At 55.9% G+C, this 25,749-nt stretch carries 18 protein-coding genes; 11 read left to right on the top strand and 7 right to left on the bottom strand.

What is annotated here, in order from left to right:
• Positions 1 to 15 precede the first annotated feature (15 nt).
• A complete protein-coding gene (locus tag HRQ63_RS06900; RefSeq protein ID WP_172241137.1) occupies positions 16 to 1,248 on the bottom strand; it encodes a nitrate/nitrite transporter in 1,233 nt (410 codons plus the stop codon).
• A 566-nt stretch (positions 1,249 to 1,814) separates the two neighbouring features.
• On the opposite strand from HRQ63_RS06900, the gene HRQ63_RS06895 reads away from it, so the two are divergent.
• Both HRQ63_RS06895 and HRQ63_RS06890 read left to right on the top strand, forming a co-directional pair.
• Positions 1,815 to 3,983 carry an FAD-dependent oxidoreductase gene (locus HRQ63_RS06895; protein ID WP_172241135.1) on the top strand — a complete coding sequence of 723 codons (2,169 nt, stop codon included), beginning with the start codon at positions 1,815 to 1,817 and terminating at the stop codon, positions 3,981 to 3,983.
• A gap of 40 nt (positions 3,984 to 4,023) precedes the next feature.
• Positions 4,024 to 6,162 carry a molybdopterin oxidoreductase family protein gene (locus tag HRQ63_RS06890; protein WP_172241132.1) on the top strand — a complete coding sequence of 713 codons (2,139 nt, stop codon included), beginning with the start codon at positions 4,024 to 4,026 and terminating at the stop codon, positions 6,160 to 6,162.
• A 192-nt stretch (positions 6,163 to 6,354) separates the two neighbouring features.
• Here HRQ63_RS06890 and HRQ63_RS06885 read toward each other — a convergent pair whose 3' ends face one another.
• Positions 6,355 to 6,783 carry a threonine/serine exporter family protein gene (locus HRQ63_RS06885; protein ID WP_172241129.1) on the bottom strand — a complete coding sequence of 143 codons (429 nt, stop codon included), beginning with the start codon at positions 6,781 to 6,783 and terminating at the stop codon, positions 6,355 to 6,357.
• Between the two features lie 14 nt (positions 6,784 to 6,797).
• Positions 6,798 to 7,493, bottom strand: a complete 696-nt coding sequence (locus HRQ63_RS06880; RefSeq protein ID WP_229714289.1) for a threonine/serine exporter family protein — start codon at positions 7,491 to 7,493, stop codon at positions 6,798 to 6,800.
• 403 nt (positions 7,494 to 7,896) lie between these two features.
• Between HRQ63_RS06880 and HRQ63_RS06875 the strand changes: the two genes are divergently transcribed.
• From HRQ63_RS06875 to HRQ63_RS06850, 6 genes are all read left to right on the top strand, one after another.
• The gene (locus HRQ63_RS06875; RefSeq protein WP_172241123.1) at positions 7,897 to 8,976 is read left to right on the top strand and encodes an FUSC family protein; all 1,080 of its coding nucleotides are present in this window, start codon (positions 7,897 to 7,899) and stop codon (positions 8,974 to 8,976) included.
• A gap of 88 nt (positions 8,977 to 9,064) precedes the next feature.
• A complete protein-coding gene (locus HRQ63_RS06870; protein WP_172241120.1) occupies positions 9,065 to 9,403 on the top strand; it encodes a four-helix bundle copper-binding protein in 339 nt (112 codons plus the stop codon).
• A gap of 278 nt (positions 9,404 to 9,681) precedes the next feature.
• Complete coding sequence (gene helD, locus HRQ63_RS06865) at positions 9,682 to 12,042, top strand: RNA polymerase recycling motor HelD (protein ID WP_172241117.1); 2,361 nt, start codon at positions 9,682 to 9,684, stop codon at positions 12,040 to 12,042.
• Between the two features lie 180 nt (positions 12,043 to 12,222).
• Complete coding sequence (locus HRQ63_RS06860; protein ID WP_172241114.1) at positions 12,223 to 13,152, top strand: DUF2268 domain-containing putative Zn-dependent protease; 930 nt, start codon at positions 12,223 to 12,225, stop codon at positions 13,150 to 13,152.
• Positions 13,124 to 13,924: a MerR family transcriptional regulator gene (locus tag HRQ63_RS06855; protein ID WP_172241111.1), complete on the top strand. Its 801-nt coding sequence runs from the start codon at positions 13,124 to 13,126 to the stop codon at positions 13,922 to 13,924. The genes HRQ63_RS06860 and HRQ63_RS06855 overlap by 29 nt, the downstream gene beginning before the upstream one ends.
• Entirely contained in the window at positions 13,921 to 14,769 is an 849-nt protein-coding gene (locus HRQ63_RS06850; protein ID WP_229714264.1) for a helix-turn-helix domain-containing protein, read from the top strand. Before HRQ63_RS06855 ends, HRQ63_RS06850 begins: the two co-directional genes overlap by 4 nt.
• 24 nt (positions 14,770 to 14,793) lie before the next feature.
• Here HRQ63_RS06850 and HRQ63_RS06845 read toward each other — a convergent pair whose 3' ends face one another.
• On the bottom strand, positions 14,794 to 15,696 hold the full coding sequence (locus HRQ63_RS06845) for a helix-turn-helix transcriptional regulator (RefSeq protein WP_172241108.1): 903 nt from the start codon (positions 15,694 to 15,696) through the stop codon (positions 14,794 to 14,796).
• A 217-nt stretch (positions 15,697 to 15,913) separates the two neighbouring features.
• Here HRQ63_RS06845 and yicI point away from each other — a divergent pair, with 217 nt between their 5' ends.
• From yicI to HRQ63_RS06830, 3 genes are all read left to right on the top strand, one after another.
• Positions 15,914 to 18,229 carry an alpha-xylosidase gene (gene yicI / locus HRQ63_RS06840; RefSeq protein WP_172241105.1) on the top strand — a complete coding sequence of 772 codons (2,316 nt, stop codon included), beginning with the start codon at positions 15,914 to 15,916 and terminating at the stop codon, positions 18,227 to 18,229.
• 159 nt (positions 18,230 to 18,388) lie between these two features.
• Complete coding sequence (locus tag HRQ63_RS06835; RefSeq protein ID WP_172241102.1) at positions 18,389 to 21,412, top strand: glycoside hydrolase family 3 C-terminal domain-containing protein; 3,024 nt, start codon at positions 18,389 to 18,391, stop codon at positions 21,410 to 21,412.
• Positions 21,413 to 21,498: 86 nt separating this feature from the next.
• Positions 21,499 to 22,227 (top strand): MBL fold metallo-hydrolase, encoded by a 729-nt coding sequence (locus HRQ63_RS06830; protein ID WP_172241099.1) that lies wholly within the window; start codon positions 21,499 to 21,501, stop codon positions 22,225 to 22,227.
• A gap of 167 nt (positions 22,228 to 22,394) precedes the next feature.
• On the opposite strand, the gene HRQ63_RS06825 is transcribed toward HRQ63_RS06830, so the two are convergent.
• The 3 genes from HRQ63_RS06825 to HRQ63_RS06815 all read right to left on the bottom strand — a co-directional run bounded on the left by HRQ63_RS06825 (position 22,395) and on the right by HRQ63_RS06815 (position 25,582).
• Positions 22,395 to 22,847: a MarR family winged helix-turn-helix transcriptional regulator gene (locus tag HRQ63_RS06825; RefSeq protein WP_172241096.1), complete on the bottom strand. Its 453-nt coding sequence runs from the start codon at positions 22,845 to 22,847 to the stop codon at positions 22,395 to 22,397.
• A 213-nt stretch (positions 22,848 to 23,060) separates the two neighbouring features.
• A complete protein-coding gene (locus tag HRQ63_RS06820) occupies positions 23,061 to 24,863 on the bottom strand; it encodes a sensor histidine kinase (protein WP_172241093.1) in 1,803 nt (600 codons plus the stop codon).
• Entirely contained in the window at positions 24,860 to 25,582 is a 723-nt protein-coding gene (locus HRQ63_RS06815; RefSeq protein ID WP_172241090.1) for a response regulator transcription factor, read from the bottom strand. Before HRQ63_RS06815 ends, HRQ63_RS06820 begins: the two co-directional genes overlap by 4 nt.
• Positions 25,583 to 25,749 lie beyond the last annotated feature (167 nt).

The raw sequence follows: 25,749 nt of genomic DNA, 5'->3' as shown, positions 1-25,749 counted from the left end.
TTTCGCAGAATCGCTTCAGGACTCCAATCTTCCCGGCAGCGGTGCGATCGGAGCGGCGGAAGCCCAGGTCGTGCGCCATTTCATCTGCATGACCGTCAGCAGTCCGAGTGCGATCAGCACGATGACGCTGAGGCCGATAAAGCCCGGCGTATAACTTCCGGTCACCTGATACAGCTTGCCGAGCAGCATCGGCAGGGCATATCCGCCCAAGCCGCCGGCCGCTCCGACGATTCCGGTCATCAAGCCGAGTTCGTTGCCGAAGCGTTGAGGAACAAGCTGGAATACCGCTCCGTTACCGGCACCCAGACACATCATGCCGACGAACAGGATCACGATCACCATAGCCAGGGGAGGCATTGTCGCGATCAACGCGAACATGACGCCGGCTCCGCCGTACAAGACGGTCAGCATTTTGATTCCGCCTAATCGATCGGAGAGGAACCCGCCAAGCGGCCGGAAAAAGCTGCCCGCGATGACGCATAACGTCGTGAAGTCGGCTGCCCGGACCGCCGACAGCCCGTACTGGGCATTGAAGAAAATCGTCAGGTAATTGGCGAGTCCGATAAACCCTCCGAACGTGACGGCGTAAAACAAGCAGAATGCCCAAGCGTCTCCCTGACGCAGTACCGACGCGTATTGGGACAGCTTTTTCGGAGCGGGACGGTGGGGACTATTGCGGGCGAAGAGGGTAAACAAGACGAATACGACGGAGATCGGGATGATAGCCAGGCCGAATACGATTTCCCAACTGCCGAAATGCTGGGCGATCCGGTTGGCGAACAAGGTGGCCAATACGGTTCCGCTATTGCCGGCCCCGGCGATTCCCATTGCCAAGCCTTGATGTTCCTTGGGATACCATTGCCCGGCCAAAGGAAGTGCGGCTGCAAATGAAGCGCCGGCTACGCCGAGCAGGATCGCGACGACATACAGTTGATCGAGCGATTGCACGAACTGCCATCCGATAATCAAAGGAACCAGAGTCAGAAGCATGCCGATTTGCGCGGTCAATTTCGGACCTATGTAATCGGTCAGCGCGCCTAGCACCAATCGCAAAATGGAACCGCCGAGGATCGGAAGCGCCACGAGCTGAGCTTTTTGCATCGGGTCCATCGGATAGTCCGCCGCGATCACGACGGCCAACGGGCCGAGCATGACCCACACCATAAAACTCATGTCGAAATACAAAAAGGCGCTGAACAACGTCGGGGTGTGCCCGCTTTTCCAAAAGCTTGTCTTCTGTGTCTCCATCTTCTCTCATCTCCTCGCGAATAGTATTCTGTATCAAATGAAGGTAAGGTTACGCTCGTCCGAAACGCACTAGACCCGCGTGCATTTCGGCCAAACGTAAACCCGCTATTTAACCTGATACAGAGTAATAGGTTCCGCCGTGAACGTCGAATGCGCCATGAAATCCGAAAAAGGCCGCAATTCGCCCTAAGTTAAGGAAAGGACGAATCGCGGCCTCGTTGCCGGATAAAGACCGTACATCGTTGTGCGGCCTCGGAATAAGCAAAGTATAAAAATTAAAATAAACAATGTCAATATAACTCACAAAATTTAATTAAATTTATAGTAAAGCTGATCTAACAAGGATATAATCAATAAATAGTTATCATTTTATGTTATTTTAAATTACATATATATTGACTTCCATAGTTTCATCGCCTAATCTGTGAATAGTCATTCGGTACAACGGTGTACCGCATCGCATCGGCAGCGCAGCCTACTCTTCTTTCCGCGCGAAAGAAAGTAGGCTTTTTATGTCCGCATTTATAAGAAACGACGAATCTGGATGGATAAGAGAGGGATGAAGCATGCTCAAGCAAAAACTCAGGTTGGTCGTGGTCGGCAACGGCATGGCAGGCATCCGCTGTTTGGAAGAAGTATTGAAACTGGACGCCGAGCGTTACGAGATTGCGGTAATCGGGGAAGAACGCCATCCCAACTACAACCGCATCCTGCTGTCCAAAGTTCTTCAAGGCAGCGCTTCTATGGACGAGATCGTGCTCAATCCGTACGAATGGTACCGCGAACATGGCATCGCTTTATATACCGGCGAACGCGCGACGCGTATTCATGCCGGCGAACGCAAAGAGGTCGAGACGGCATCGGGGCTTAGAATCCCTTGGGACCGCTTGATCATCGCGACTGGTTCCTCCGCTTTCGTTCCGCCTATACCGGGCGTCGAGAAAAAAGGCGTCATCTCGTTCCGGAATCTCGAAGACTGTTCGGCCATGATCCGCGCTTCGGAGACGGGACGCAGAGCCGCGGTCATCGGAGGCGGCCTGCTCGGATTGGAGGCGGCCCGGGGACTGCTTAATCTCGGCATGGAAGCGGAAGTGATCCACAATGCTTCTTTTCTTATGAACCGCCAGTTGGATTACGCATCGGCGGGCATGCTGCGGCGGGAATTGGAAAAGCAAGGCATGACTTTTCGCTTGAATGCCGTTACCGAAAGCATCACCGGCGTAGGACGAGCGAAAGGTCTGCTGTTTGCCGACGGAAGCCGGACAAAAGCCGATCTGGTCGTTCTGGCGGTAGGGATTAAGCCGAATACCGCGCTGGCTTCGGCCAGCGGGATCATCGTCAACCGCGGGATCGTGGTCGACGATGATCTCCGGACGAACGTTCCGGGCGTTTATGCGATCGGCGAATGCGCCGAACACCGGGGAATCGCTTACGGTCTCGTATCTCCGCTCTACGAGCAGGCCAAATTATTGGCGCGAAGATTATGCGATAAGCCGTCGGAGCCGTACAAAGGTTCGACGGTATATGCGCAGCTCAAAGTTTCCGGCGTGGATGTGTTTTCCGCGGGCGATATCCGCGAAGAAGCCGTCGACGTCGCGCAGCGGAGCGAAGACGGAATCCGCGGCGTTTACCGGAAAGTGACGATGAGAGAAGGCAGGATCGCCGGCGCGATCCTGTACGGAGACACCTCCGAATCCGGCGCGCTGCTGAAGCTGATCCGGAATGAAGCCTTTGTTGCGGCGCTGCCTTCCGGTTGCGGCGAACAAAGTCGAAGCGGCGCGCAGGAAGCCGCGGCCGCGCTGCCCGACGAAGATAAGGTATGCGCCTGCAACGACGTAACCAAAGCGGCGATCCTGATGGCGGTGACGGGCGGAGGAGCCTCTACCGCCGACGGCGTCAAGCAGGCTACGGGCGCTTCCGGTTCCTGCGGCGGCTGCCGACCGATGGTCGCCGCGCTCGTCGAGTACGCCAAATCGGGCGGCGTCTCGTCTGCAAAGACGGAGGCAAAAGAGAAAGAACCGATCGAAGAGGCGTTGTGCGACTGCATGCCGTTCGGCCAAGCCGGGCTTAAAGCCGCTGCGCGAGAAGCACTGCGTGCTCTGCCTTCGGAAGCTTCCGTCGACTTGGGCGAATTGAGGCTGGTGCCGGAGAAAAAATGGGCGGAAGGCTGCGAAGTTTGCCGGCCGGCCGTGTTGTATTACGTAAGCGGAGGCCTGTCGAAGAATGAAGCTGAACCGTACGGCCGAATCCGTAATCATGCGAGAGCCGAAGCTGTCGTGCATACGGCGGGGCCCGACGGTCGATCGATGCCGCCGAGCGAAGCTCTGAGCATCGGCAGCAGGTGGAACGCGCGCTGGAAAGCCGCCACGCTGCCTGCTTCGATCAAAGCGGCCGTGTCGGACGGGCCCGGATATCCTTCGGGCGTCCTGGTCCGCGATATCGGACTGAAGCGCTGTCCGGCGGGCTGGGAGCTATACGCCGGCGGGCATGCGGAGCATCCGGTCCGCCAAGGGGAATTGATCGGCATCGCGAACAACGCGGAAGAAGCCGCGGTTTTCGGCGAAGCGCTGCTTCAGTTATACCGCGAAGACGCCTATTACGGCGAAGCGCTCTGGGAATGGTTCGCCCGGGCGGGTCTGCGGTCTGTTCGGGAGACGTTATCCGACCGCGGGCTTCGCGAGCAGCTCGCCGATCGCTTCGAACGGCAAACGCAGTCCGTGCCCGCCATAAATTGAATCCATGAAAAAATCGAATGATCGAACAGGAGGAATTACCATGTCAGGCGCTTCGCTCGGCAGTCTATCCCTCGACGTCCCGTTTTTCTCGAAGAGCACGCAATGTCCATTTTGCAGCGTGCAGTGCAAGATCAGGCTGGAACGCCTCGAAGAAAAGAATGAACGCCCCGAAATCAGCGCGCGGGGAGAAAACAACGCCGCTTCCGAAGGCCGGCTCTGCGTCAAAGGCCAGAACGCGCATCAACATGCGCTGAGTCGGGAAAGGTTGTTGCACCCGATGATTCGGCGGGATGGGAAATTAGTCCGCGCGACTTGGGAAGAGGCGCTGACGGCGGCGACGGGATTGCTGGCTTCCTCTTCCGAGGCGTACGGGCCGGACTCCGTCGGCGTTTACGGCGGAGGGTCGCTTTCCAACGAATCGGCGTATTTGCTCGGCAAATTCGCCCGACTTGCGCTCGGGACGAAATATATCGACTACAACGGCAGGTTTTGCATGTCCGCGGCGGCTTCCGCAGGCAGCAAGACGTTCGGCATCGATCGCGGGCTGACGTTTCGGTTGTCGGATATTCCGCGCGCGGAATGCATCGTGTTGGCCGGCACGAACGTGGCGGAATGCCAGCCCACGCTGATGCCCTACTTCAACAGGGCGCGCGAAAACGGGGCTTGCATCATCGTGATCGATCCCCGCGCCACCGCGACGGCGGCCGCTTCGGATCTGCATCTTCCGATCCGTCCCGGCACGGACGCCGCGCTTGCGTCCGGCATGCTGAACGTATTGATCGAAGAAGGCCTGATCGACGAAGCGTTCATTGCCGAAAGAACGCGGGGCTTCGACGAATTGAAACAGCGCGCGCTTCGGCAGATGCCGTTATCCGAAACGGCGCGGATTTGCGGCGTGGACGAACAAGCGATCCGCAGGGCGGCGATCTTGTACGGAAGCGCCCGCACCGGCATGATCATGACGGCGAGAGGCGTCGAACAGCAGACGGACGGGCATCTGGCGGTTCGAGAGTTCTTGAACCTGGTACTCGCCACCGGCAAGATCGGGCGGGAAGGCTGCGGGTACGGCGCGATCACGGGGCAAGGCAACGGCCAAGGCGGACGCGAACACGGACAAAAAGCCGATCAACTGCCCGGGTACCGCTCGATCGAAAACGAAGCCGATCGGGCATATGTCGCTTCCGTCTGGAAAGTGGACCCGGACCGCATTCCGAGAGCCGGAGTATCCGCGTACGAGATGATGGAAAAAATCCATCGGAACGAAATTCGCACGTTGTTCGTGATGGGTTCGAATCCGATCGTTTCCAATCCTAACGTTTCGTTGGTCGAAGAAGCGCTGAAGAAGCTGAACGGGCTGATCGTGGCGGACATGTTCCTGTCGGAAACCGCGGTGCTGGCCGACGTCGTGCTTCCGGTCACTTCGTACATGGAGAACGAAGGCACGCTGACGAACCTGGAAGGTCGCGTTCTGCTGCGCGAAGCGGCGCGTCCTGCTCCGGGGGAATGCCGGCACGATTGGGCGATCCTGTGCGACGCGGCAGCTCGGTTGGGCAGCGGCGACCTGTTTTCTTTCGATTCGGCCGAATCGATTTTCGACGAGCTGCGGGCTGCCAGCCGCGGCGGGCGCGCCGACTATTCCGGTATCACGTACGCGCGGCTCCGCCGGGAAGAAGGCATATACTGGCCGTGCGGGGAACAGGAATCGGGCAGCGGATTGATGTTCGAAAAGACGTTCGGCCACGTAGACGGCCTGGCGGTTTTTTCGTCCCCGGAGCAGGAAGAAGCGGACGCCAAAGCCGTATCCGCCGATTATCCGCTGCTGCTGACGAACGGCCGGGTGTTGGCGCATTATTTGACGGGCGTGCAGACGCATCGAAGTCCGACGCTGGAAGCACGGGAAGTCGCGAACTTCCTGGAACTGCATCCCGCCGCCGCAAAAAAAATGAAAATCCGCGACGGAGACTGGGTGCAAGTCGTATCCGAAGCCGGAGAGTTCTACGCGCGCGGCCGGGTGACCGACAAGATTCGCGAAGATACGGTATTCGCTCCCATGCATTGGGGAGGCATCCAGAACGTCAACCGCGCAACGCTGCCCGATCTGGACCCGAACTGCAAAATGCCCGGCTTCAAGACGACGCCGGTCCGCGTGCTTCCTTACGCGGGAAGCGGACAAAGGTAACCGTGCATCCGTCGGAGGCAAGCTTCCGTGATCGAAATCTCGCCGAATATTCCATCGTATGATGTCGAGCCGAGAGCATGTAAAAAAGCCTATCCGCATAGCAGTCGCGGACAGGCTTTTTCGTTTCGGCATCGGATGTCCTTCGCGACTGATTATTCGCCGCGTTTCGATTCCCGATGCGATCAAGCGGGGTCAGACGGTTTTCGGCCGACGGCGCAGCATCTGGTTCAATACTTCCGACAGTACAAGGCCTGCCGCGATCGCGCCCGCGATCATCAATGTCTGCGCGCCGATCTGGAGCGCTTCGTCATACCGATTCTCGACAAAGCGTCGCATCGCGTTGTACGCCATGCCGCCGGGAACGAGCGGGATAATGCCGGCGACGCTGAAGATGATCACCGGCGTCCGGTAAAATTTCGCGAACAACTGGCACAAAATGCCGACGAGCAGCGAAGCGGCGAGCGTCGCGGGCGCTTCCCCGATCTCGCCGCGTATGAACACGTACAGCACCCAGCCGAGCATTCCGACGAGGCCGCAGTGAAAAAGCGACTTTTTCGGCGCATTGAACAGGATCACGAATGAGGCGGCGGCAAAAAAACTAGTCAAAAAATGAGCCCACATTGACGTTTATCCTCCTAATGGAAAAAGATTAAAGCGACGGCGATGCCCGCGCCGATGGCGAAAGCCGTCAGGCAAGCGTCTGCCCCTTTGGAAATGCCGGATACGAGATGGCCTGCCATCAGATCGCGAATCGCGTTAGTAATGAGCAAACCCGGCACGAGCGGCATGACGGAACCGACCGCGATCCGGTCGAATTCATATCCGAACCCGCCCCAAATGAATAGAAGAGCCAGCAGTCCCACTAACAAAGCCGCGGAGAATTCCGCGAAAAACTTGACCTGTACGATCCGGTGCAGCCAGACGGACGCGGCGAGTCCCGCCCCGCCCGCGATAAAAGCGGCAGGAAAGTCGGGCCAACTGCCGCCGAACATAATCAGGAAGCAAGCGCTGGTCAGCGCGGCGGCGAGGATCTGAACGGGAAGCTTATAACCGAACGGTGCCGACTCCGCTTGGAGCAGCAAGGTTTTGGCATCGCGCGCCGATAATTCACCGGATGCGATTTGACGGGAAATGGCATTCACTTCGGCGATTTTATTCAGGTCGGTCGTGCGTTCTTCGATGCGGATCAGCTTGGCCGGCTGTTCCCCGCTGGTCGAGAACATGATGACGGTCGGCGTCACGTAACTATGACTTTCGGTCAACCCGAAAGCCGTGGCGATCCGTACCATCGTATCTTCGACCCGGTAGGTTTCGGCGCCGCTTTGAAGCATGACTTTTCCAGCCAGCAGACATAACTCTATCGTTTCGTAAATGGAAGTTTTTTGTTCCAAAACGTTTATTTCTCCTTCGTCTTTTCGTTCATGACAACACATGGCAACTTATTGTAACACAACTGAAATCTGATTTTCAGTTTGTTTTAAGCTTTCGTGTTTATTCTATACCTACAACCCCCTTAGAAATATATATTCAGGACCGCGGGCGCTAACGAGCGCTGCGGTCCCCTTTTTTTGTTCGGATTTTTATCGGGCCTTTGCGTCGACGGGGAGGGAACGGTTATACTAAGAAATCAAGCGATCGTTCGGAGCAAGTTTGCGTACACACCTAATGTGTAGCACCGCCCCGATAACGGGTAATATGGGGGAATCGACCCGTACGAACAAAGGAGGAATCGGCGTGAATTTCGGCGCACGCATGCTGAAAACGGGGATTGCGGTAACCCTGGCTCTATATCTGACGACGCTGCTCAACCTGACGCCGCCCGTCATCGCTGCGATTGCGGCTATTTTTGCCATGCAGCCTACCATTTACAAGTCATGGACGTATTTTCTCGATCAATTGTTGACCAATACGTTGGGGGCCGTTATTGCGGTTACGGCGGGACGACTGTTGTCCAGCGAACCGATCGCGGTCGGATTAACCTGTATTGTGGTCATCATGATCTGCCTGAAGATGAAGCGCGCCGACACGATCGGACTGACGCTCGTGACCGTCATCTCCGTTATGGAAGCGTCGGGAGATTTGGGTTTTGCGCTCAATCGCTTCCTGATCAGCGTCATCGGGATTTTTTCGGCTTTCTTCATTAATGTGGTTGTTCTGCCGCCGAAGCCGCGCGAGCAGTTTATCGGTCAGATCCAATCGACGTTCAGCCAGCTTTCGCTGCTGATGCGTACGGCTGTCTCGGACGAGATCAAGGAAAATGTATTCCGCGACGAACAAAAAGCGTTGGAAGGTTCGATCCAGTCGTTGACGGAAAAGTATAATCTGCTGGAAGAGGATCAACATAAACGCAGACGTCCTTCCTATACGGAAAGCCGCCATCTCGTCGTTTACAAACAAATGCTGCATACGTTGCGCAAAGGAACAGAGGTCGTGGAGGCGGTCGAGGAGCATTATTTCCCTACGGCAAGAACATTGCTGCTCGACAAATTGTTCGACGACCAGTTGGAGTACATGATCAAGTATCACGAGCACGTATTATTGAAGTTCGAGGGCAAGCTGAAGCCGGACGACCTACCTTGGCAAAACCTCGAAGAAGAAAATGAACGCTTCTCGCAGGCCATGAAAGAATATATGCAGCAGCAGGAAGGCAGCACGATGCGATTGTCGATCGTAGCCGCCGAAATCCAAGCCTACGGCTATCAGTTGGAGCGCCTTAACCGGTTGGTCGAGCATTACGGCGACAGCAAACGGAATGCGCCGAAGCCGTGGACGCACTGGCTGAATCCGAAAAATTGGCGCAATCCCAAATCGTAAACCTTCGAAAATCCCGTTTATGCAAAAAGCCCCGGGGTAATGATAGAAGACGACTTTACTTCGGATTGACATAAAGGAGGAGAACGTGATGACGAAAGAAGAAATGCGCCGATGTATCGACGAATGCCTGAAATGCATGGAAGCGTGCAATACCTGCTATGACGCCTGTTTGCAGGAAAAAGATGTGGCGATGATGAAAGAATGTATCCGCCTGGATCGGATGTGCGCGGATATGTGCGAATTCGCCGCGAAAGCGATGACGCAAAACAGTGCGTACGCGGCGCAAATTTGCGGACTCTGCGCCCGAATTTGTCAGGATTGCGGCGACGAATGCGCCAAGCACGATATGGAGCACTGCCGCCGCTGCGCGGAGCAGTGCAAACGATGCGCTGAAGTTTGTCGGGAAATGGCTTCGCAAGCAGCCTGAAATTCGGATCCGAATGCAAACAAAGGGAAGGAACGGCCGGAAAACGGTGCTCCTTCCCTTTTTCTGCGGGCGGATTTTCCGGTATTCTATAATTAGGAGAAAACATACCGCCTGACGAATCGTTTTCGAATACGAAATGTCTTGATCGAGTTGATTTCATCGGAGCGCAGGCGTACAATAAAATTCTGTTTATTTGAAGTTTATATTAAAATTACATTAAATCCATAAATTTCATGTTGATAAATCGGGATCGCGATCAAGCACAGGGGGATATCATAATGGAAATCACGGATCAAGAGTGGAAACGGGAGCAAGAGCGCGTCGATGACGTAACAACCAAGATCGGACGCCGTATTCGCGGTCTGGAAGCCCAGGTGGGCGAGATGCGCGGCGACGTCGTCGGTTTGCGCAAAGAATTTTGGGATGAGGTTACGATGAACTTCGCCGAACCGGACGATTTGGGCGAGACGTCGACCAGCATGCGTCAGCAATCTCAGGTATTGGCGGAGCGGGAATTCGGGCATAAGCGCGCCTTTTCCCAACTCGGCAAGCTGCGCAGATTGCAGCATTCGCCTTATTTCGGCCGGATCGATTTCCGCGAAGCGGACGAGAGCGTCACGGAGCCGATCTATCTGGGCATCGCGTCGCTGCTGGACGACAACGAGCAGGACTTCTTGATTTACGACTGGCGCGCGCCGATCTCCAGCCTATACTATGACGGATCGCCGGGCGCGATTTCGTATCGTACGCCGGGCGGCAGCGTCGAAGGCGAGATGGAATTGAAACGGCAGTACGTGATACGCGATGCCAAAATCCGCGTCATGTTCGATACGGGGATGACCATCGGCGACGAGCTGCTCCAAGAAGTATTGAGCCAAAGCGCGGACGACCGAATGAAAAGCATCGTGTCCACGATACAGCGCGAGCAAAACGCCATCATTCGCAACGAGCAAAGCCGGCTTTTGGTCGTTCAGGGCGCGGCCGGCAGCGGCAAAACATCGGCGGCGCTTCAGCGCGTAGCGTATCTGCTGTACCGTTACCGGGATACGCTCAGCGCCGATCAGCTGGTCCTGTTCTCGCCCAACTCGCTGTTTAACAGCTACGTCTCGACCGTGCTGCCGGAACTCGGCGAAGAAAACATGCTGCAAACGACGTTCCAAGCGTATCTGGAACGTCGAATCGGCCGCGAGTTCGAGCTGGAGGATGCATTCGATCAACTGGAATATTTGCTGCGCGGAGACGTATCGGAAGACGGGGAGTATGAAGCGAGATTGGCAGGCATCCGCTACAAGTCCTCGCTGGATTACCTGGAGGTAATCCGGGCTTATCGCGAATATTTGTCGGAGCGCGAAATGATGTTCCGTCCGATTCGTTTTCAAGGTCATGAGATCGTGTCTGCCGAAGACATGCGCCGCCGGTTCTATGAATTCGATCCTACCGTCAAAATTCCGAGCCGGATCGAACAGATGAGCAAGTGGCTGATCAAAGAAGTCAGCGAATACGGCAAAAGCCAGCGCGACGAAGAATGGGTGGACGATCAGATTCAACTGCTCGACTCCAGCGCGCTGCACCGGGCGTACAACCTGATGCGCCGCAAGCAAAAAGGAGCGGCCGACACGTTCGACGATTTCGATCAACAGCGCGAAGCTGCGGCGCGCATGATCGTGAACGATTGGCTGAAGCCAGTGCGCAAATGGATCAAACGTCAACGCTTCGTCGATGTCAAAGGGATGTATCGCCGTTTGTACAAAGACGAAAGCCTGTTTATGAAGCTGTCCGGTGGGCGTCCGCTTCCGGCGATGTGGCATGAAGTTTCGCGCCAGACGCAAGATCGGATCGCCAAGTCGGAGCTGATGTTCGAAGACGCCACGCCGCTGCTGCTTCTTCGGGAGCTGCTGCAAGGCTTTATCACCAATACGGCGATTCGTCACGTCATCGTCGACGAGGTGCAGGACTACACGCCGTTCCAGCTCGAATTCCTCAAGCGGTTGTTTCCGCGTGCCCGCATGACGGCGCTCGGCGATCTCAATCAGGCGATCTACGGTCACGATTCGGCGCTGGACGACTACGATCCGCTGCTGAATCTGTACGGCCGCGAAGAAAGCATGGTGCTGCGCTTGACGCGGAGCTATCGTTCAACGCGCGAGATCACCGAATTCACCAAAGCCATGCTGCCGGAAGGCGAAGACATTCTTGCGTTTACGCGCAGCGGGGAAAAGCCGGTGCTGCACCGATTCGCCGAAGATTCCGTTACGGGGATGGAAGAGGCGATCGCCGCCGATATCGAAGAACTGCGCAAGCAAGGGCTCGATTACACGGCGATCATCTGCAAAACGCAAAGCGAATGCAACGAGCTGCATCAGCGGTTAAAAGACCGATTGAACACGCGGTTGATCACGAAAAACACGCCGGCATTCGAAAAAGGGACGGTTATCGTTCCGGCTTACCTGGCCAAAGGAATCGAATTCGACGCGGTGCTGCTGCACAATGCTTCGGCCGAGCGCTATTCGCGCGAATCCGAACGCAAGCTGTTTTATACCGCATGCACGCGGGCGATGCACGTGCTGCATTTGTATGCGGCGGGGGACGTGAGTCCGTTCGTGACGGGCGTGGATTCGGAGTTATATGAAGTTCATTGAACCTGTGAATGGAAAATGTAAAGCGGATCGCAACGATTGGATATCTTCAAAAGGTTGTTCGGGAATTTCCCGGACGGCCTTTTTTTGCATACCGCCTTGTTGTCGATCTACCCGATGTTGACTTTGACGCTGCGTCATAGTTTAACGTAGCTTATAAACGGACCAAAAGGAGAGATTTTGATGAAGATTACAACGCTGCGTTCCGACAAGGTTTACCGCCGAATCATGCAGCTGCCGCAGAACGAGAAAAGAGAAGCCTACCGGGAACAGATGCTGGCTCCGTTCAAAGGAAAATGGGAGATTCAACAGATTCCGTTTCGCTCTGACCCGCCCGGCGGCTTCGACGTACTAATGCTGAACGATCTGATGTATCTGCCCGCGAATGAGATCGACGAATCGGCGCTGGCGCAGGTGAACGAAATTTCGTCCGACGAATTTTGGGCAGCGTGCGAAAAGGTCGTGAGCGACAGCTTTTCTTCTTTCGAGCAGCAGGGAATAGCGCTTCCGGTGCAGAAGGTTGTGTTTACGGTTCTGCTCGGCAATGCAAGCAGCGAGCTGCTCCGAATCAATGAAGGATATTCGGGAGACGGAGGCATTCCGGGTCATATCCTGACGGTGCTGACTCCGAACGCTTATACGCTGCCGCGAATCACGGCCGCTCTCGCGCATGAATGCAATCATAATGTGCGGTATCAGTTTATCCGGTGGGACATGAACGTGACGCTTGCCGAACTGATCGTGAGCGAAGGGTTGGCGGAGAACTTTGCCGTTTCGCGCTGCGGGGAAGAACGGCTGGGACCCTGGGTATCCAAAACGGATATGCAGACGCTGAACCGCATAATCAAACCGATGCTGAAGCCTTCGCTGCACATTCAAGGTTGGGACAATATCGCGCCGCGTCTATACGGGGACGAGATCGCCGCCTTGCAAGGCATGAGTCCTGCAGGTCTGCCTTACGGAGCCGGTTATGCCTGCGGCTATCATCTGATTCGGCATTATTTGCGCAAAACCGGAGACAGTATCGAACAGGCTACTTTAAAAAGCGCGGATGAAATTTTGAGGGCCACGGAGGATTATTGGCATGCCGAAAGCGTTGTTGACGGTACATGAGGTTGTAAACATCACGGGCACGACGGCGCGAACGCTGCATCATTACGACCGAATCGGTCTGCTTAAGCCCGCGAAGGTGAAGGAGAACGGATACCGCTTGTATGATCGTGCTAATCTGGAACGGCTCCAGATCATTCTTTTTTTAAAAGAAACGGGCTTGCGCCTTGAAGATATTGCGATTGTATTGGAGCTTCCCGAACCGGAACGCCGACAAGCGCTGCATAAGCATCGTGAACGGTTGATGGATAAAAAGAATCGGCTGGAACGCGCCTTGCATGACTTCGACCGGTATTTGGAAGCCGGAACGATCTTCGGGCCCCGGTCGCCGGAAATGCCGGGTCCCGCGCTGCGCGAGCAATATGATCGCGAGGCGGAGCTGATCTACGGAGACACGCAAGCGTATGCCGTTTATAAGCAGCGCATGCAGGACTTGGAGCAGCGACCGCATGGCGAACGCGAGTCGCATCTGCAACAAGCCGAAGAGCGGATGAACCGCGCGTTCGCCGAACTTTTTTCCCTGATAAAAAAGGCGCCCGATTCTCCCGACGTTCAGCTTCGGGTTGCGGAATGGGCGGACGCTCTAGGAACGTATATGGAGATTACGCCGCAGTTATTGATACACGTGGCGGAAAACTATGCGGGCGATAACCGATTCCGCACGTTTTTCGATACGTTCGGAGGAGAAGAGGGTCGGTTTGCTTCTTTTTTGCATCAAGCCATTTTGGCCTACAGTTCGTCGTTGTCGCATCGGGAAGGAGAGAGCGAGTTTTGAAAAAAGCGGATATCCCAGTTGTGCCGACAGACGGCTCTTATACGCATTTGCCGGGCGTGCTGGTCGCGGATCATTATCGCATGTCCGACGATTACGTCTGTTACCGCCCGGAAGGCACCAAGGACTGGTTGATCATGTACACGTTATCCGGCAAAGGAACGGTACAAACCGAAGAAGAGGGCGCGCTGCATTGTTCGACAGGTACGGTAACGCTGATTCCTCCGGGTACGATGCACTATTATTTTACGAACGAAGGCGAGGTATGGGAAAAAATCTGGGCTCATTATACGCCGCGGCCGTCCTGGTTGGATTGGCTGCCGTCGGATTCCGGTAACGGAGCGATCGATCAGGTGCGGATCGAGGATTCGCGCAGCCGGGAAGCCGCGGAAAAAGCGTTCCGCCGGATCCTCGCTTACCGGTTCGATGCGGCGGGAGATTTTCGGGAAGAGCTGATGCTGAACGCGCTGGAAGAAATCATTTTGCTGCTGGCCGGTCTGCGTGCGGAGCGGCGAACCCTCGACCCGCGGATTAAGGAAGTGTTGGATCTTCTTGCGCACGATTTTTCGGAAAATTTCGCGATTGAAGACCTGGCCCGCCTTGTGCATCTGTCGCCTTCCCGGTTATCCCATTTGTTCAAAGAGCAAGTCGGAGATTCGATCATCGCCATTTTGAACGGATTTCGCTTGAAGCAGGCGGAGAAACTGCTGCGTTATACGCCGCATCCGATTACGGAGATCGCGTTGAGCGTCGGCTTCAATTCGCCTGATTTTTTTACCCGGCAGTTCGTGCACTACTACGGAATGAGTCCGCTGCAGTATCGCAAGCGGCATATCGCGAAGCGCTGAGAAGCGGTTTTGCGGCGGAAATGTTCAAAAATGCTGCACCAATCCGGAAGCGCTCTCCAGTCGTTTCCGGTACTGCGAAGGCGTGCATCCTTGATGCTGCTTGAATACCGAAATAAAATAACTCAAATTGTCGAATCCGACCTCCATCGCGATCTCGACGATTTTATGACCGCTGGTTTCGAGCAGTCGGCAGGCTTGCTGCGTGCGATAGCGGTTGAGGTAGTCGACAGGCGTTTTGTGGACCATGCTTTTGAAAAAGCGGCAAAAGTAGCCTTCGCTCATATCCAGCAGCTCCGCGAGGTCGCCCAGTTTGATCGGAGACGCGTAGTGCTTGTGCATGTAGCCCAGCACCTTTTTTAAACGCTCGATTTTCTCAAGATCGCCGCCGGCTGCCGTCGGGACGTTTTCCCGCATATGACCTTGCAGCAGCGCGAAAATCTGATACAGTCTGGCTTTGGTCGTTAATTGGTAGGCGGGAGCAGAGCGTTCGTTGTCTTCGATGATCGCGGCGATCAGCTGCAAAATCTCGCGTTCCCACGGTTCCTGTCCGGTGATATGGGAAGGGGGAAGCGATTTTTTTTGCAGCAAAGGTTCGATAAACTGCTCCTGCAGATGGTCGTAGCCGCGGCTGGATAAAAACTCTCCGTCGAAGACGACAGCCGAGAATGCGCAAGCTTCGTCCCCGATCCGTCTGCCCGCATGCAGCTCGCCGCCGTGAACGAACATGGCTTGGCCCGTCTGCACTTCGTGATATTCGGTGCCGATCTGGAAGCTGATGGTGCCGCGCGTAACGATCGTGAATTCCATCTCTTCATGCCAGTGGGAGTCCATAATGGTGGTGTAATCGAGGTCTTCCATGACATAAGAACTGACCGGATACATAGGATTGCCGTGGATGCGTTCTTCCTTTAATAAAGCACGGTTCATGAGGGGTTCTCCTTCTTTTCGGCTTCAAATATGAAATCGTTTCCAAATAGTGGTCGATAAATGAGTGTTTTTTGAGGTTATGGTCAAAATATTGATATTTTATATCAAAATAGCGGAAGAAAATTGTTTTAAAGATCAATATCATTATAAACGTAGTCACGGCGATCGGACAAGAACGCCGAAGGCATTCGACAACTGCCAAGGGGGCTTATTACGAATGAAATTTACTGATGGATATTGGATGGTCCGCGACGGATACAATCTGCAAAACCCGGTTGATATTCGCGACGTCGTACAGAAGGACGATTCCTTCACGGTATACGCGGCAACGAAAAAAGTAGAAAAACGGGGCGATACGCTGAACGCGACGCTGCTGAAAGCGACATACAGCTCGCCGATGCCGAACGTGATCCGCGTCCGCTTGAACCGTCACGCCGGCGGCGTGAAACAAACTCCGGAATTCGAACTGTACGGCTCGGAAACGAACGTGCAGATTACCAATAACGACGATCTGCTGGCGCTGCAAAGCGGCGAGCTGAAAGTCAGCATCAACCGCAACACCGGCTTCGCGTCCGAGTTCCACTACGGCACTCGTCGTCTCACAGGCAGCGCGTTCCGCCGCGCGGCGCATATCGAGAACAAAGCGCAAGGCAAAACGTACTTCCGCGAGCAGCTCGATCTGGGCATCGGCGAATACGTGTACGGCTTGGGCGAGCGCTTCACTCCGTTCGTGAAAAACGGACAAACCGTAGATATCTGGAACGAAGACGGCGGCACGAGCAGCGAGCAGTCGTACAAAAACATTCCGTTCTACCTGTCCAACAAGGGCTACGGCGTATTCGTGAACCACCCGGAAAAAGTATCGTTCGAAGTCGCTTCGGAAAACGTGTCGAAAGTACAATTCAGCGTGGAAGGCGAAACGCTGGAATACTTCATCATCGGCGGCGAGACTCCGAAAGACGTGCTCGATAACTACACGAAGCTGACCGGCAAGCCCGCGCTTCCGCCGGCATGGACGTTCGGCCTGTGGCTGACGACTTCGTTCACGACGAACTACGACGAAGAAACGGTCAACCACTTCGTCGACGGCATGAGCGAACGCGATCTGCCGCTGTCCGTTTTCCACTTCGACTGCTTCTGGATGAAAGAATACCAGTGGACCGACTTCGAATGGGACAAGGACGTTTTCCCCGATCCTGCGGGCCTGCTCAAGCGCCTGAAAGACAAAGGACTGAAAATCTGCGTCTGGATCAACCCTTACATCGCGGAAAAATCCGTGCTGTTCGAAGAAGGCATGGAAAACGGCTACCTGCTCAAGCGCAAAGACGGAAGCGTCTGGCAATGGGACATGTGGCAAGCGGGCATGGGCATCGTGGACTTCACGAACCCGGCTGCGGTGAAATGGTACCAAAGCAAGCTTGAAGAACTGGTCGATCAAGGCGTGGACTGCTTCAAGACGGACTTCGGCGAAAGAATTCCGGTAGAAGACGTCGCATACTTCGACGGTTCCGATCCGGTTAAAATGCACAACTACTACACGTTCCAATACAACAAAGCGGTCTTCGAAGTGCTGGAAAACAAACTCGGCAAAAACGAAGCGGCCCTGTTCGCCCGTTCGGCAACGGTCGGCGGCCAACAATTCCCGGTTCACTGGGGCGGCGACTGCTCGTCGACGTACGAATCGATGGCGGAAAGCTTGCGCGGCGGCTTGTCGCTCGGCGTATCCGGCTTCAGCTTCTGGTCGCACGATATCTCCGGCTTCGAGCAAACGGCTCCGGCCGACGTCTACAAGCGTTGGGTACAATTCGGCCTGCTGTCTTCGCACAGCCGTCTGCACGGCAGCGACTCGTACCGCGTGCCTTGGTTGTTCGACGAAGAAGCGGTGGACGTGCTGCGCAAGTTTACCAAACTCAAAAACTCGCTCATGCCGTACCTGTTCAACCAGGCTGCGGAATCGGCGGAACGCGGCATTCCGATGATGCGCCCGATGTTCTTGGAGTTCCCGGAAGATCCGACATGCGCGCCGCTGGATCTGCAATACATGTTCGGCGATTCGATTCTCGTCGCTCCGATCTTCAACGAGCAAGGCGACGTGACATACTACTTGCCGGCCGGCAAGTGGACAGGTCTGCTGGACGGTCAAGTGAAGGAAGGCGGACGCTGGTACAGCGAAAACTACGACTTCATGAGCTTGCCGGTCTTCGTAAGACAAGGCACGCTGCTTGCTGTCGGCGCTCAAGACGACAAGCCGGATTACGATTACGCGGAAGGCGTAACGCTGCATCTGTTCGAGCTTGAAGACGGCCAAACGGCTTCGGCGAACGTGATCGGTCTGGACGCGAAGCAGTTGGTCGAAGCTTCCGCCGTGCGTAACGGCGGCGAGATCAAAGTCAACGTTTCCGGCGGTCAAAACGTGAAAGTCGTACTGCGCGGCATCACGTCGGCGGCAGGCGTGGAAGGCGCTTCGCAAGAAGCTGGCGAGCAAGGAATCGTGCTGACGCTCACAGGCGGCAGCGCAACGGTCAAGCTGTAATAAGAACGCATATAAGGGGTAGAGCTTCTTCCTTACAGGAGAAGCTTTACCCCTGCTTGCGTAGGAACGAAAACTTGCACTCGGCAGCAGAGCTTGCAGGATCGGATATATTTTTCGGACAAAAATATGAGAGCGCTTTATTCATAAGGAGGAACGAAAATGACGGAATTATTTTCGGATATCGAAAAGCCGCTGGAGGATCGGGTTCGCGATTTGGTTTCCCGGTTGACGCTTGAAGAGAAATTATCGCTGCTGCCGACGCGTCAAGCCGCGGTAGAACGTCTGGGCATACCTGCTTATAAGGTCGGAGGCGAAGCTGCGCACGGCGTGGCATGGAAAGGCGTCGCGACCGTGTTTCCGCAGCCCATGGGCTTGTCGTCCACGTGGAACAAGGAGCTGCTGCGCGAGATCGGCTCGGTGATCGGGGACGAGGCGAGAGCCTATCATCATAGCGCGCCGGAGAAGCATGGGTTGACACTGTGGGCGCCTACGGTCGATATGGAGAAGAACCCGCTCTGGGGACGCACGGAAGAAGCTTACGGGGAAGATCCGCATTTGACGGGCAAACTTACGGCAAATCTGGCGCAAGGCATGCAGGGCGAGCACGAGTTTTATTTAAAAATGGTGGCGACGCTGAAGCATTTCTTCGCCAATAATAACGAAGTCGGGCGTCTGGACGGTTCGTCCAGCGTAACGCCGCGCAATATGCGCGAATATTACCTGGAAGCGTTCCGTATTCCGTTCGAAGAAGGCGGTGCGTTATCGATGATGACCGCCTACAACTCGATCAACGGCACCCCGGCGATCGAAAGCCCTTATGTGCAAAAGTTCGTCAAGGACGAATGGAAAATGGACGGGTTTATCGTCTGCGACGGCGGCGATTTGTCGCAGACGGTCAACTTCCACAAGTATCACGAATCGCATGCCGAATCGGTGGCGGGCGCGCTGCTTGCGGGCGTCGATTGCCTCACCGACGACGTGGAGCTGGTGATTGCCGCGGCACGCGAAGCGCTGGAGCGGCGCCTGATCGTCGAAGCGGACGTGGATCGCGCACTGATCAACATTTTCCGAGTACGCTTCCGGTTGGGGCAATTCGATCCGAAAGAAAACAATCCGTATGCGAAGATTCCGGAATCGGTATTATGCGCTGCGGAACATGCCGAGCTCGCCAAGCGTGCTGCAGAGCAATCGGTCGTGCTGCTGAAGAACGACGGCATTCTGCCGCTGCGCCGCGCGGAGGTGAAGAGCGCGGCGGTTGCAGGACCTACCGCAGACGCCGTTTGGGCAGATTGGTACAGCGGAACTTTGCCGTATCGCGTATCGATTTTGGACGGTATTGCAGCGAAGCTGAGTGAAGAGGCGAGCGGTTATGGTTCGGCAGGCGAACTAGCCCGGCATTCCAGAGAAGCGCTGACCGTAGAAGAAGCGAATGATGCGATTGCGGCCGTGGATGAGCCCGCCCGCTGGATGGCGCTGCGCGAGCAGGCGGCCGCCGGACTGACGAGCACCCATGCAGCAGAGCGGAAGGGAGTCGTTCGATATGCGGAAGGCAGCGATACGGTGCGCTTGGTTGACGCCAATGACGGGAAAGCGCTTCGAGTGCGCAGTGATGAGACAGGTGTTCTCGGCGTTCAATCCGAGGAATCCGATGCTTCATCCGATGCCTCGTTACTTGAATTGACCCGCTGGGGTTGGGGGCAGCATACGCTCCGCGCCCATGCCAACGGTCGATTTGTCAGCGCGCAGGATGATCAGGCAATCGGCGCTTCGGCCGAGCATATCGGAGGCTGGTTCGTCAAAGAGCTGTTCGATCTTGAAGCAGGCTTGGACGGCGAGATCACGCTGCGTCAGTGGAACGGCGCTCCGATCGGTTGGGGTTCATCTACGGAAACGCTTCGGGCTTTGATCACGGAAGGCGCGGATGCCGCTGCTCCGCTGCGATTGGAGACTGTACAAGACGGAATCGCTCAAGCAGCCGAAGCGGCAGGTCTGAGCGATGTCGCGATCGTCTGCGTAGGCAACAGCCCTTATATTAACGGCAAGGAAGAGATCGATCGGCCTTCGCTGTCGCTGCCTCCGAGTCAGGAAGCTTTGATTCGCGCCGTGCATGCAGCCAATCCGAATACGGTTGTCGTGATCGTGGGCAGTTATCCGTTCGCTCTGGGCGAAATCGCGGACTTGGTTCCGGCTATTCTGTATAATGCGCACGGCGGGCAGGAGATGGGATCGGCGCTGGCCGATATTTTGTTCGGGAATACGGCTCCGGCCGGTCGTCTAAGCATGACCTGGTATCAGTCGGAACAGGATCTGGCGCCTATGCTCGACTACGATATCATCAAAAGCGGCCAGACTTATCAATACTTCGAAGGCGACGTCTTGTATCCGTTCGGACATGGACTGACTTACGGCAGTTTTGATTACGGAGCGCCGACTCTCGAGCAGGAATCTGTAGCGGCGGAAGATACGATTCGCGTGACGTTCGAACTGACGAATAAGGGCCGTATCGACAGCGAAGAAGTTCCGCAGTTGTATGTTCGGGCAGAGGCTTCTTCGGTCAAACGCCCATTGAAGCAGCTCAAAGGCTTCGAACGTATCCGCGTTCCGGCCGGGCAGAGCGTGACCGTAGCCTTCGAACTGCCTGTGCGGGAGTTGGCCTTCTGGGATGTGTCCAGAGATCGGTTCTGCATCGAATCCGGCGTCTATGCGCTGCTGATCGGTTCGTCGTCATCGGATATCCGTGTGCAAACGGCTGTGACCGTCGTCGGAGAACTTGTTCCGCCGCGCAATCTGTACGAGGCAACCCGTGCCGAGAACTTTGATGATTACGAGCAGCTTCTGCTGGATGAAGGCGAACACGGAGCAACAGCGGCGGCTCCCGTTCGCCCCGACGCGCCGGGCGAGTTGATTTTCCGGAATGTCGATCTCTCGCAAGGAATTTCGGGTTGGAAGCTGCGGGTGCGAAGCGGGGAGTCGGCAGGGCGCATCGAATTGCGTCTCCAGGGATCAGAAGGAGAGCTGCTGGGAAGCGCAGAGGTCGCGGCTTCCAGGATCAATACCTGGAGCACGCTGGATGCTCGGCTGCTCAAGGGGATTTCCCGATCCGAGAATCCGGCGCTGCTGCATATTACGCTTCACGGGCCGATCCGTTTAAGCGAACTGACTCTGATCCCGGTTCGTTCCTAATCTAACGGTTAACTTGACAGCTTTGGAGCCGCCCCTTATGGTCAAGGGGCGGCTTATTTATAATCAGAAGAACGGAGCGATTAAGCATGGGGGTTAAGTCGATTACGGAATCGATTCGAAGCGTAGGCGTCTGGGTAGGGCTTCCGATCCATGTATGGATCGTGGCGGAACAAGACGGAGTCACGTTGGTAGATACCGGGATGTCCTTTATGACCAAGGGGATTTTAAAAGCTATTGAAGGCATGAATGCAGGCCCGCTGAAGCAAATTCTGCTGACGCACGGACATTCCGATCATGTCGGCGGACTTCAAAATATTTTGCGAGTCCATGATGTGCCGGTCTATATGCATGCTGCAGAGATTCCTTATGCCGAAGGGGAAATCGCGTATCCAGGCAAAGATAAAGCTCATGTTCATGTGGAAAAGGGGATTTTACGGCCTCTTCCGCTTGTTCAAGGGAAAAGCAAGGAACTGGCTGTTCACGGATCGTTAACGCCCTATTGGACGCCCGGGCATTCTCCGGGACATGTCGTGTATTTCCATCAAGGGGAGAACGTGCTGCTGGCCGGGGATTTATTTAACGGTAAGCGCGGCAAGTTGATTCAGCCTCGCTTTACGCCTGACCCCGAAATGGCGATGCGCAGCGCTTTCGATATCGTGCGGGAACTTGATCCGGAACGAATCGAGGTCTGCCATGGATCTACGGTGTATCGACCTGTAGGGCAGCTTGAAGATATGGAGGCGGATATTCGGCGTGCACGCGAGCTGGAAGCCAAGCTTAAAGCGCGGAAAGATGCCAAAGCCAAAGCTCGATAACTTTTCTTTTGGAACATGCGCCCATGACGATTCGCATGCTAAAAAACCTCCTTTTCGCGGCTTGCCGTACGAAAAGGAGGTTTTTTTTGGAAAATGTTCGAACCGCGCAGACTTGCCGAAATGCTCGGCAGCGCAGGGCCTTTCACGGTTATCCGGATTAGCGATATTCAGGTCTCGATCGCGGGGCCGTCGCCGTACCGCTCGGCGTTGCGTTCGATTTTGCGGAAAGCTTCCGCCAGCAGTTCCAGTTGTTCCGGCGTAAAGTCCTCGATCATGGCGGCGTTGTGGTGCCGCTCGATCACGGACGTCTCTTCGGTCACCTGACGGCCTTTTTCGGTCGGATAGATCAGGTAAGCCCGTCGGTCCGCCCGGTCGCTGCTGCGCATGATCAGCCCTTTGCGATGCAGGACATTGAGAATGCGGGTCACGGTCGGCTGATCCTTGACCGTGCGCTCGGCGATTTCTTTTTGGTTCATGCCTTCCTTGAAGCAGATGCAGCACATGACGGACCATTGCTCGGGCGTCAAGTCGTAATCTTTAAGGTTGGCGGCGAGACGGTTGCTGACTTTTCGATAAATGACGCCCAGTTGAAAACCGATCGAATCTTGCGGCTGATACAAGGCTAATCCCCCTCTTGCGCGGCCGAATTCCGCGCCCGCGGGTCGACCTGCTTGTTCTGGCTTTGGTGCTTGCTCACGCAAGTATACGAAGTTCGGAAAGCGGTGTCAAATGTCCGATCAACCAAACGAAGCCGATCCGAAAAAAACGGGAAGCCCCTTACGCGAAAAGGGGCTTTTCGCATGCCGCGTTTCGGTTCGTCGGTCGCGACGCTTTTACGGGTTCCGCTTTTCGGCTGCGGTCGGCGCCGGGCGAAACGCGTCGCCGACTTCGGGAAAACGCAGCGTGATCGACGTGCCTGCTCCGGGCTCCGCCTCCACGGCGATCGTGCCCCGGTGCGCGGCGACGATCGCGTACGCGATGCTCATGCCCAGCCCCGATCCGTCGACGCTTTCGTCGGTGCTCGTTCCGCGGAAGTAACGGTCGAACAAACGGGATTTCGTTTGTTCGTCCATGCCGACGCCGTCGTCGCGCACGTTCACGAGCGCGTTTCCGTTCTCGGACGTCACGCCGATCGATACGGTCGTGCCCGGTCCGTTGTGCTTGACCGCGTTGGAGATCAGGTTGTCGAGCAGCCGCTGAAACCATTTGGCGTTCGCCATGATCGCGATCCGGTCGCGGCTTTCTTCGAAATCGAACGCGACGTCCGTGAGCGTGGCGTCGTTCACGTAACGCAGTACCGCCCGGCGCACGAACTCGTTCAGTTCGAGCGGCTCCAAATTTTCGCCGGGCGTATGGTTTTTCAATTCGAAGGTCAGCGAAAAATCTTGAAGCAGCTCAAGCATGTAATCGCTCTTTTCGCGAACGGTCGTACCCATGTCGCGCAGCTCGGCCTCGCTCCAGCGGAATTGGCCGCTTTCGAGCAGATGTCCGTACCCTTGGACGGCCGATAGGGGCGTGCGCAAATCATGCGAGATGCCGGCCATCCATTCCTCGCGCGAACGCTCCAGCTTCAGGCGTTCGCTGCGCGCTTGCTCCAGGCGGGCCGCCATGTCGGAGAAGCCGGCGATCACTTCGCGGTACAGCTTATAGCGGGTGCGGAAGCGTCCGTTTTTGCGGAAAATTTTGCGCTTTTCTTTTTCCGTGAATACCCGCTCGTATTCGCCGCGGCCCATACGCTCGAAGCCGCGCATGAACAGCAGGAGCGGACCGCCGTAGCGGTAGCCGTGCCAGACGGCAAGGGCGAGCGCCAGCAGCAGAATCGCGCCGCCGACGATCGCGGAGACGGTCAGAATCGTGCGCAGCATCGGCTGTTCGGGCGAAGAAATGCCGGAACGGGGCGACTCGAGCAGCCAGGTGTATCCCGTAGCCGCATCCTCATACGACGAAATCCTGAAGGCCGCGTCGTAGCGATGCTTGACAAGATCAAGCGCCCCATAGCTGTCCGTATCGACGCGAAGTCCGACGCTTTGAATCACCTGCCCGTTCGGGTCCAGCACGCGAAGGGACTCGCCCGAACGTTTGGTTTCGGCGTCCAGGCGCGCCGAAGCCGTTTCGTCCCCGATCCGTCCGTTCCGGGAATACAGGTCGAACCACTGTTTCAACTGCTCGCCTTCGACATCTTTGCGGCCGAGCATATACAAGCTGTTGAAGCCGTCGAATTCTTCGTACAGCGTGGTGACTTGGTAATCGTCCAGTCTTAGCGAATCGGCGATTCGGAGCAATTGGATATCCGAATAGCGGTCGGGCACGTCGTCCGGCACGTTCGCTGCATAGATCGCTTTGCCATCTTCGTTAACGATCTGAAGCCAATAGCCCATATCCTCCAGCTGTTTGTCCCATAACGAGGACAACTGCGCGCCGCCCCCGTCCACCATCGTTTCCAACGATAAGGAATCCAGGATTTTGGAAGGCGAATCGCTTTGCAGTTGGCCTTTGCCCATGAAATAAAGCAGGACGAACAAGGATACGAATACGGTAATCAATACCGAAAGCCAGATTGCGAAAAATTGCAGCGTAAAATGCAGCCCGAGCCTTCGGGCGATTCGTCCGGTTTTGAGGTTCAAGTTCTTTTTCATGGCGAAGACGGGCTTCGGACCAGTTTATAACCGAGCCCGCGAACGGTCAGCAGATGTCTCGGCGCGCCGGGATCGGCTTCGATCCGCTCGCGGATTTTGCGAATATGGACCATGACCGTATTGTCGTCGCTCACTCCGTCGAAGCCCCAGACCGATTCGTACAGCTGCGATTTGGAAAAAACGATATTCGGATTGCGGCACAAAAACAGTAGCAATTGATAGGCTTGCGCCGGGCAAGGAACGGGATCGTCGCCGACGCGCAGTTCCCCGGCCCGTTCGTCCAGCACGAAGCCGCCGAAATCGTAGCGCTGCCTTGCATCGGCGGGCGCGGCGGCCGGAGCGGGCTCGGCGTTTCCCCGCCGCAGCCTGGCTTTGATCCGCGCCGCGATCTCGAGTGGGTTGAACGGTTTGGTCACGTAATCGTCGCCGCCTACGGCAAAGCCGGTGAGGCGGTCCAAGTCGGTCGTGCGGGCGGTCAAATAAATCAAATGGGCATCCGACCTCGCACGAATCTGCGGTCCCAGCTCGAAGCCGGTCCGATCCGGCAGCATGACGTCGAGCAAAATGACGTCCGCGCCGTATTCGCCGAGCAGCCGCATACCTTCGGCGGCCGTACCCGCGGTATGGATATGTTCGAAGCCTTCTTTGCGCAGGACCATCTCGATCATCTGCACGATAGCTTTTTCGTCGTCCACGATCAAGATTTTGGCTGGGTGCATAAGCGTATTCCTCCTGACGATCATCCGGATCGATTCGGTTCGACCCGGTTTTTTCAGTGTACCAGACAAATCTTAACTCGCGTTAAAGCAACGGGGATCTTTTTTCGCCGAGTTAAGCAAACGTTAAGATACGCTTTAGCGTCTATTCAACGCGGGACGTTAAGCTT

The sequence above is a fragment of the Saccharibacillus endophyticus genome (assembly GCF_013185185.1).
In the GTDB taxonomy this organism is placed as follows: domain Bacteria; phylum Bacillota; class Bacilli; order Paenibacillales; family Paenibacillaceae; genus Saccharibacillus; species Saccharibacillus endophyticus.
Note: the sequence above shows the minus strand (reverse complement) of the source record. Positions and strands in the feature narration are given on the sequence as shown.

Excerpts from the sequence above, each read along its gene's own strand:
- HRQ63_RS06900 (WP_172241137.1), bottom strand. The coding sequence starts at position 1,248 with ATGGAGACACAGAAGACAAGCTTTTGGAAAAGCGGGCACACCCCGACG.
- HRQ63_RS06895 (WP_172241135.1), top strand. The coding sequence starts at position 1,815 with ATGCTCAAGCAAAAACTCAGGTTGGTCGTGGTCGGCAACGGCATGGCA.
- HRQ63_RS06890 (WP_172241132.1), top strand. The coding sequence starts at position 4,024 with ATGTCAGGCGCTTCGCTCGGCAGTCTATCCCTCGACGTCCCGTTTTTC.
- HRQ63_RS06885 (WP_172241129.1), bottom strand. The coding sequence starts at position 6,783 with ATGTGGGCTCATTTTTTGACTAGTTTTTTTGCCGCCGCCTCATTCGTG.
- HRQ63_RS06880 (WP_229714289.1), bottom strand. The coding sequence starts at position 7,493 with ATGCTTCAAAGCGGCGCCGAAACCTACCGGGTCGAAGATACGATGGTA.
- HRQ63_RS06870 (WP_172241120.1), top strand. The coding sequence starts at position 9,065 with ATGACGAAAGAAGAAATGCGCCGATGTATCGACGAATGCCTGAAATGC.
- helD (WP_172241117.1), top strand. The coding sequence starts at position 9,682 with ATGGAAATCACGGATCAAGAGTGGAAACGGGAGCAAGAGCGCGTCGAT.
- HRQ63_RS06860 (WP_172241114.1), top strand. The coding sequence starts at position 12,223 with ATGAAGATTACAACGCTGCGTTCCGACAAGGTTTACCGCCGAATCATG.
- HRQ63_RS06855 (WP_172241111.1), top strand. The coding sequence starts at position 13,124 with ATGCCGAAAGCGTTGTTGACGGTACATGAGGTTGTAAACATCACGGGC.
- HRQ63_RS06845 (WP_172241108.1), bottom strand. The coding sequence starts at position 15,696 with ATGAACCGTGCTTTATTAAAGGAAGAACGCATCCACGGCAATCCTATG.
- yicI (WP_172241105.1), top strand. The coding sequence starts at position 15,914 with ATGAAATTTACTGATGGATATTGGATGGTCCGCGACGGATACAATCTG.
- HRQ63_RS06835 (WP_172241102.1), top strand. The coding sequence starts at position 18,389 with ATGACGGAATTATTTTCGGATATCGAAAAGCCGCTGGAGGATCGGGTT.
- HRQ63_RS06830 (WP_172241099.1), top strand. The coding sequence starts at position 21,499 with ATGGGGGTTAAGTCGATTACGGAATCGATTCGAAGCGTAGGCGTCTGG.
- HRQ63_RS06820 (WP_172241093.1), bottom strand. The coding sequence starts at position 24,863 with ATGAAAAAGAACTTGAACCTCAAAACCGGACGAATCGCCCGAAGGCTC.
- HRQ63_RS06815 (WP_172241090.1), bottom strand. The coding sequence starts at position 25,582 with ATGCACCCAGCCAAAATCTTGATCGTGGACGACGAAAAAGCTATCGTG.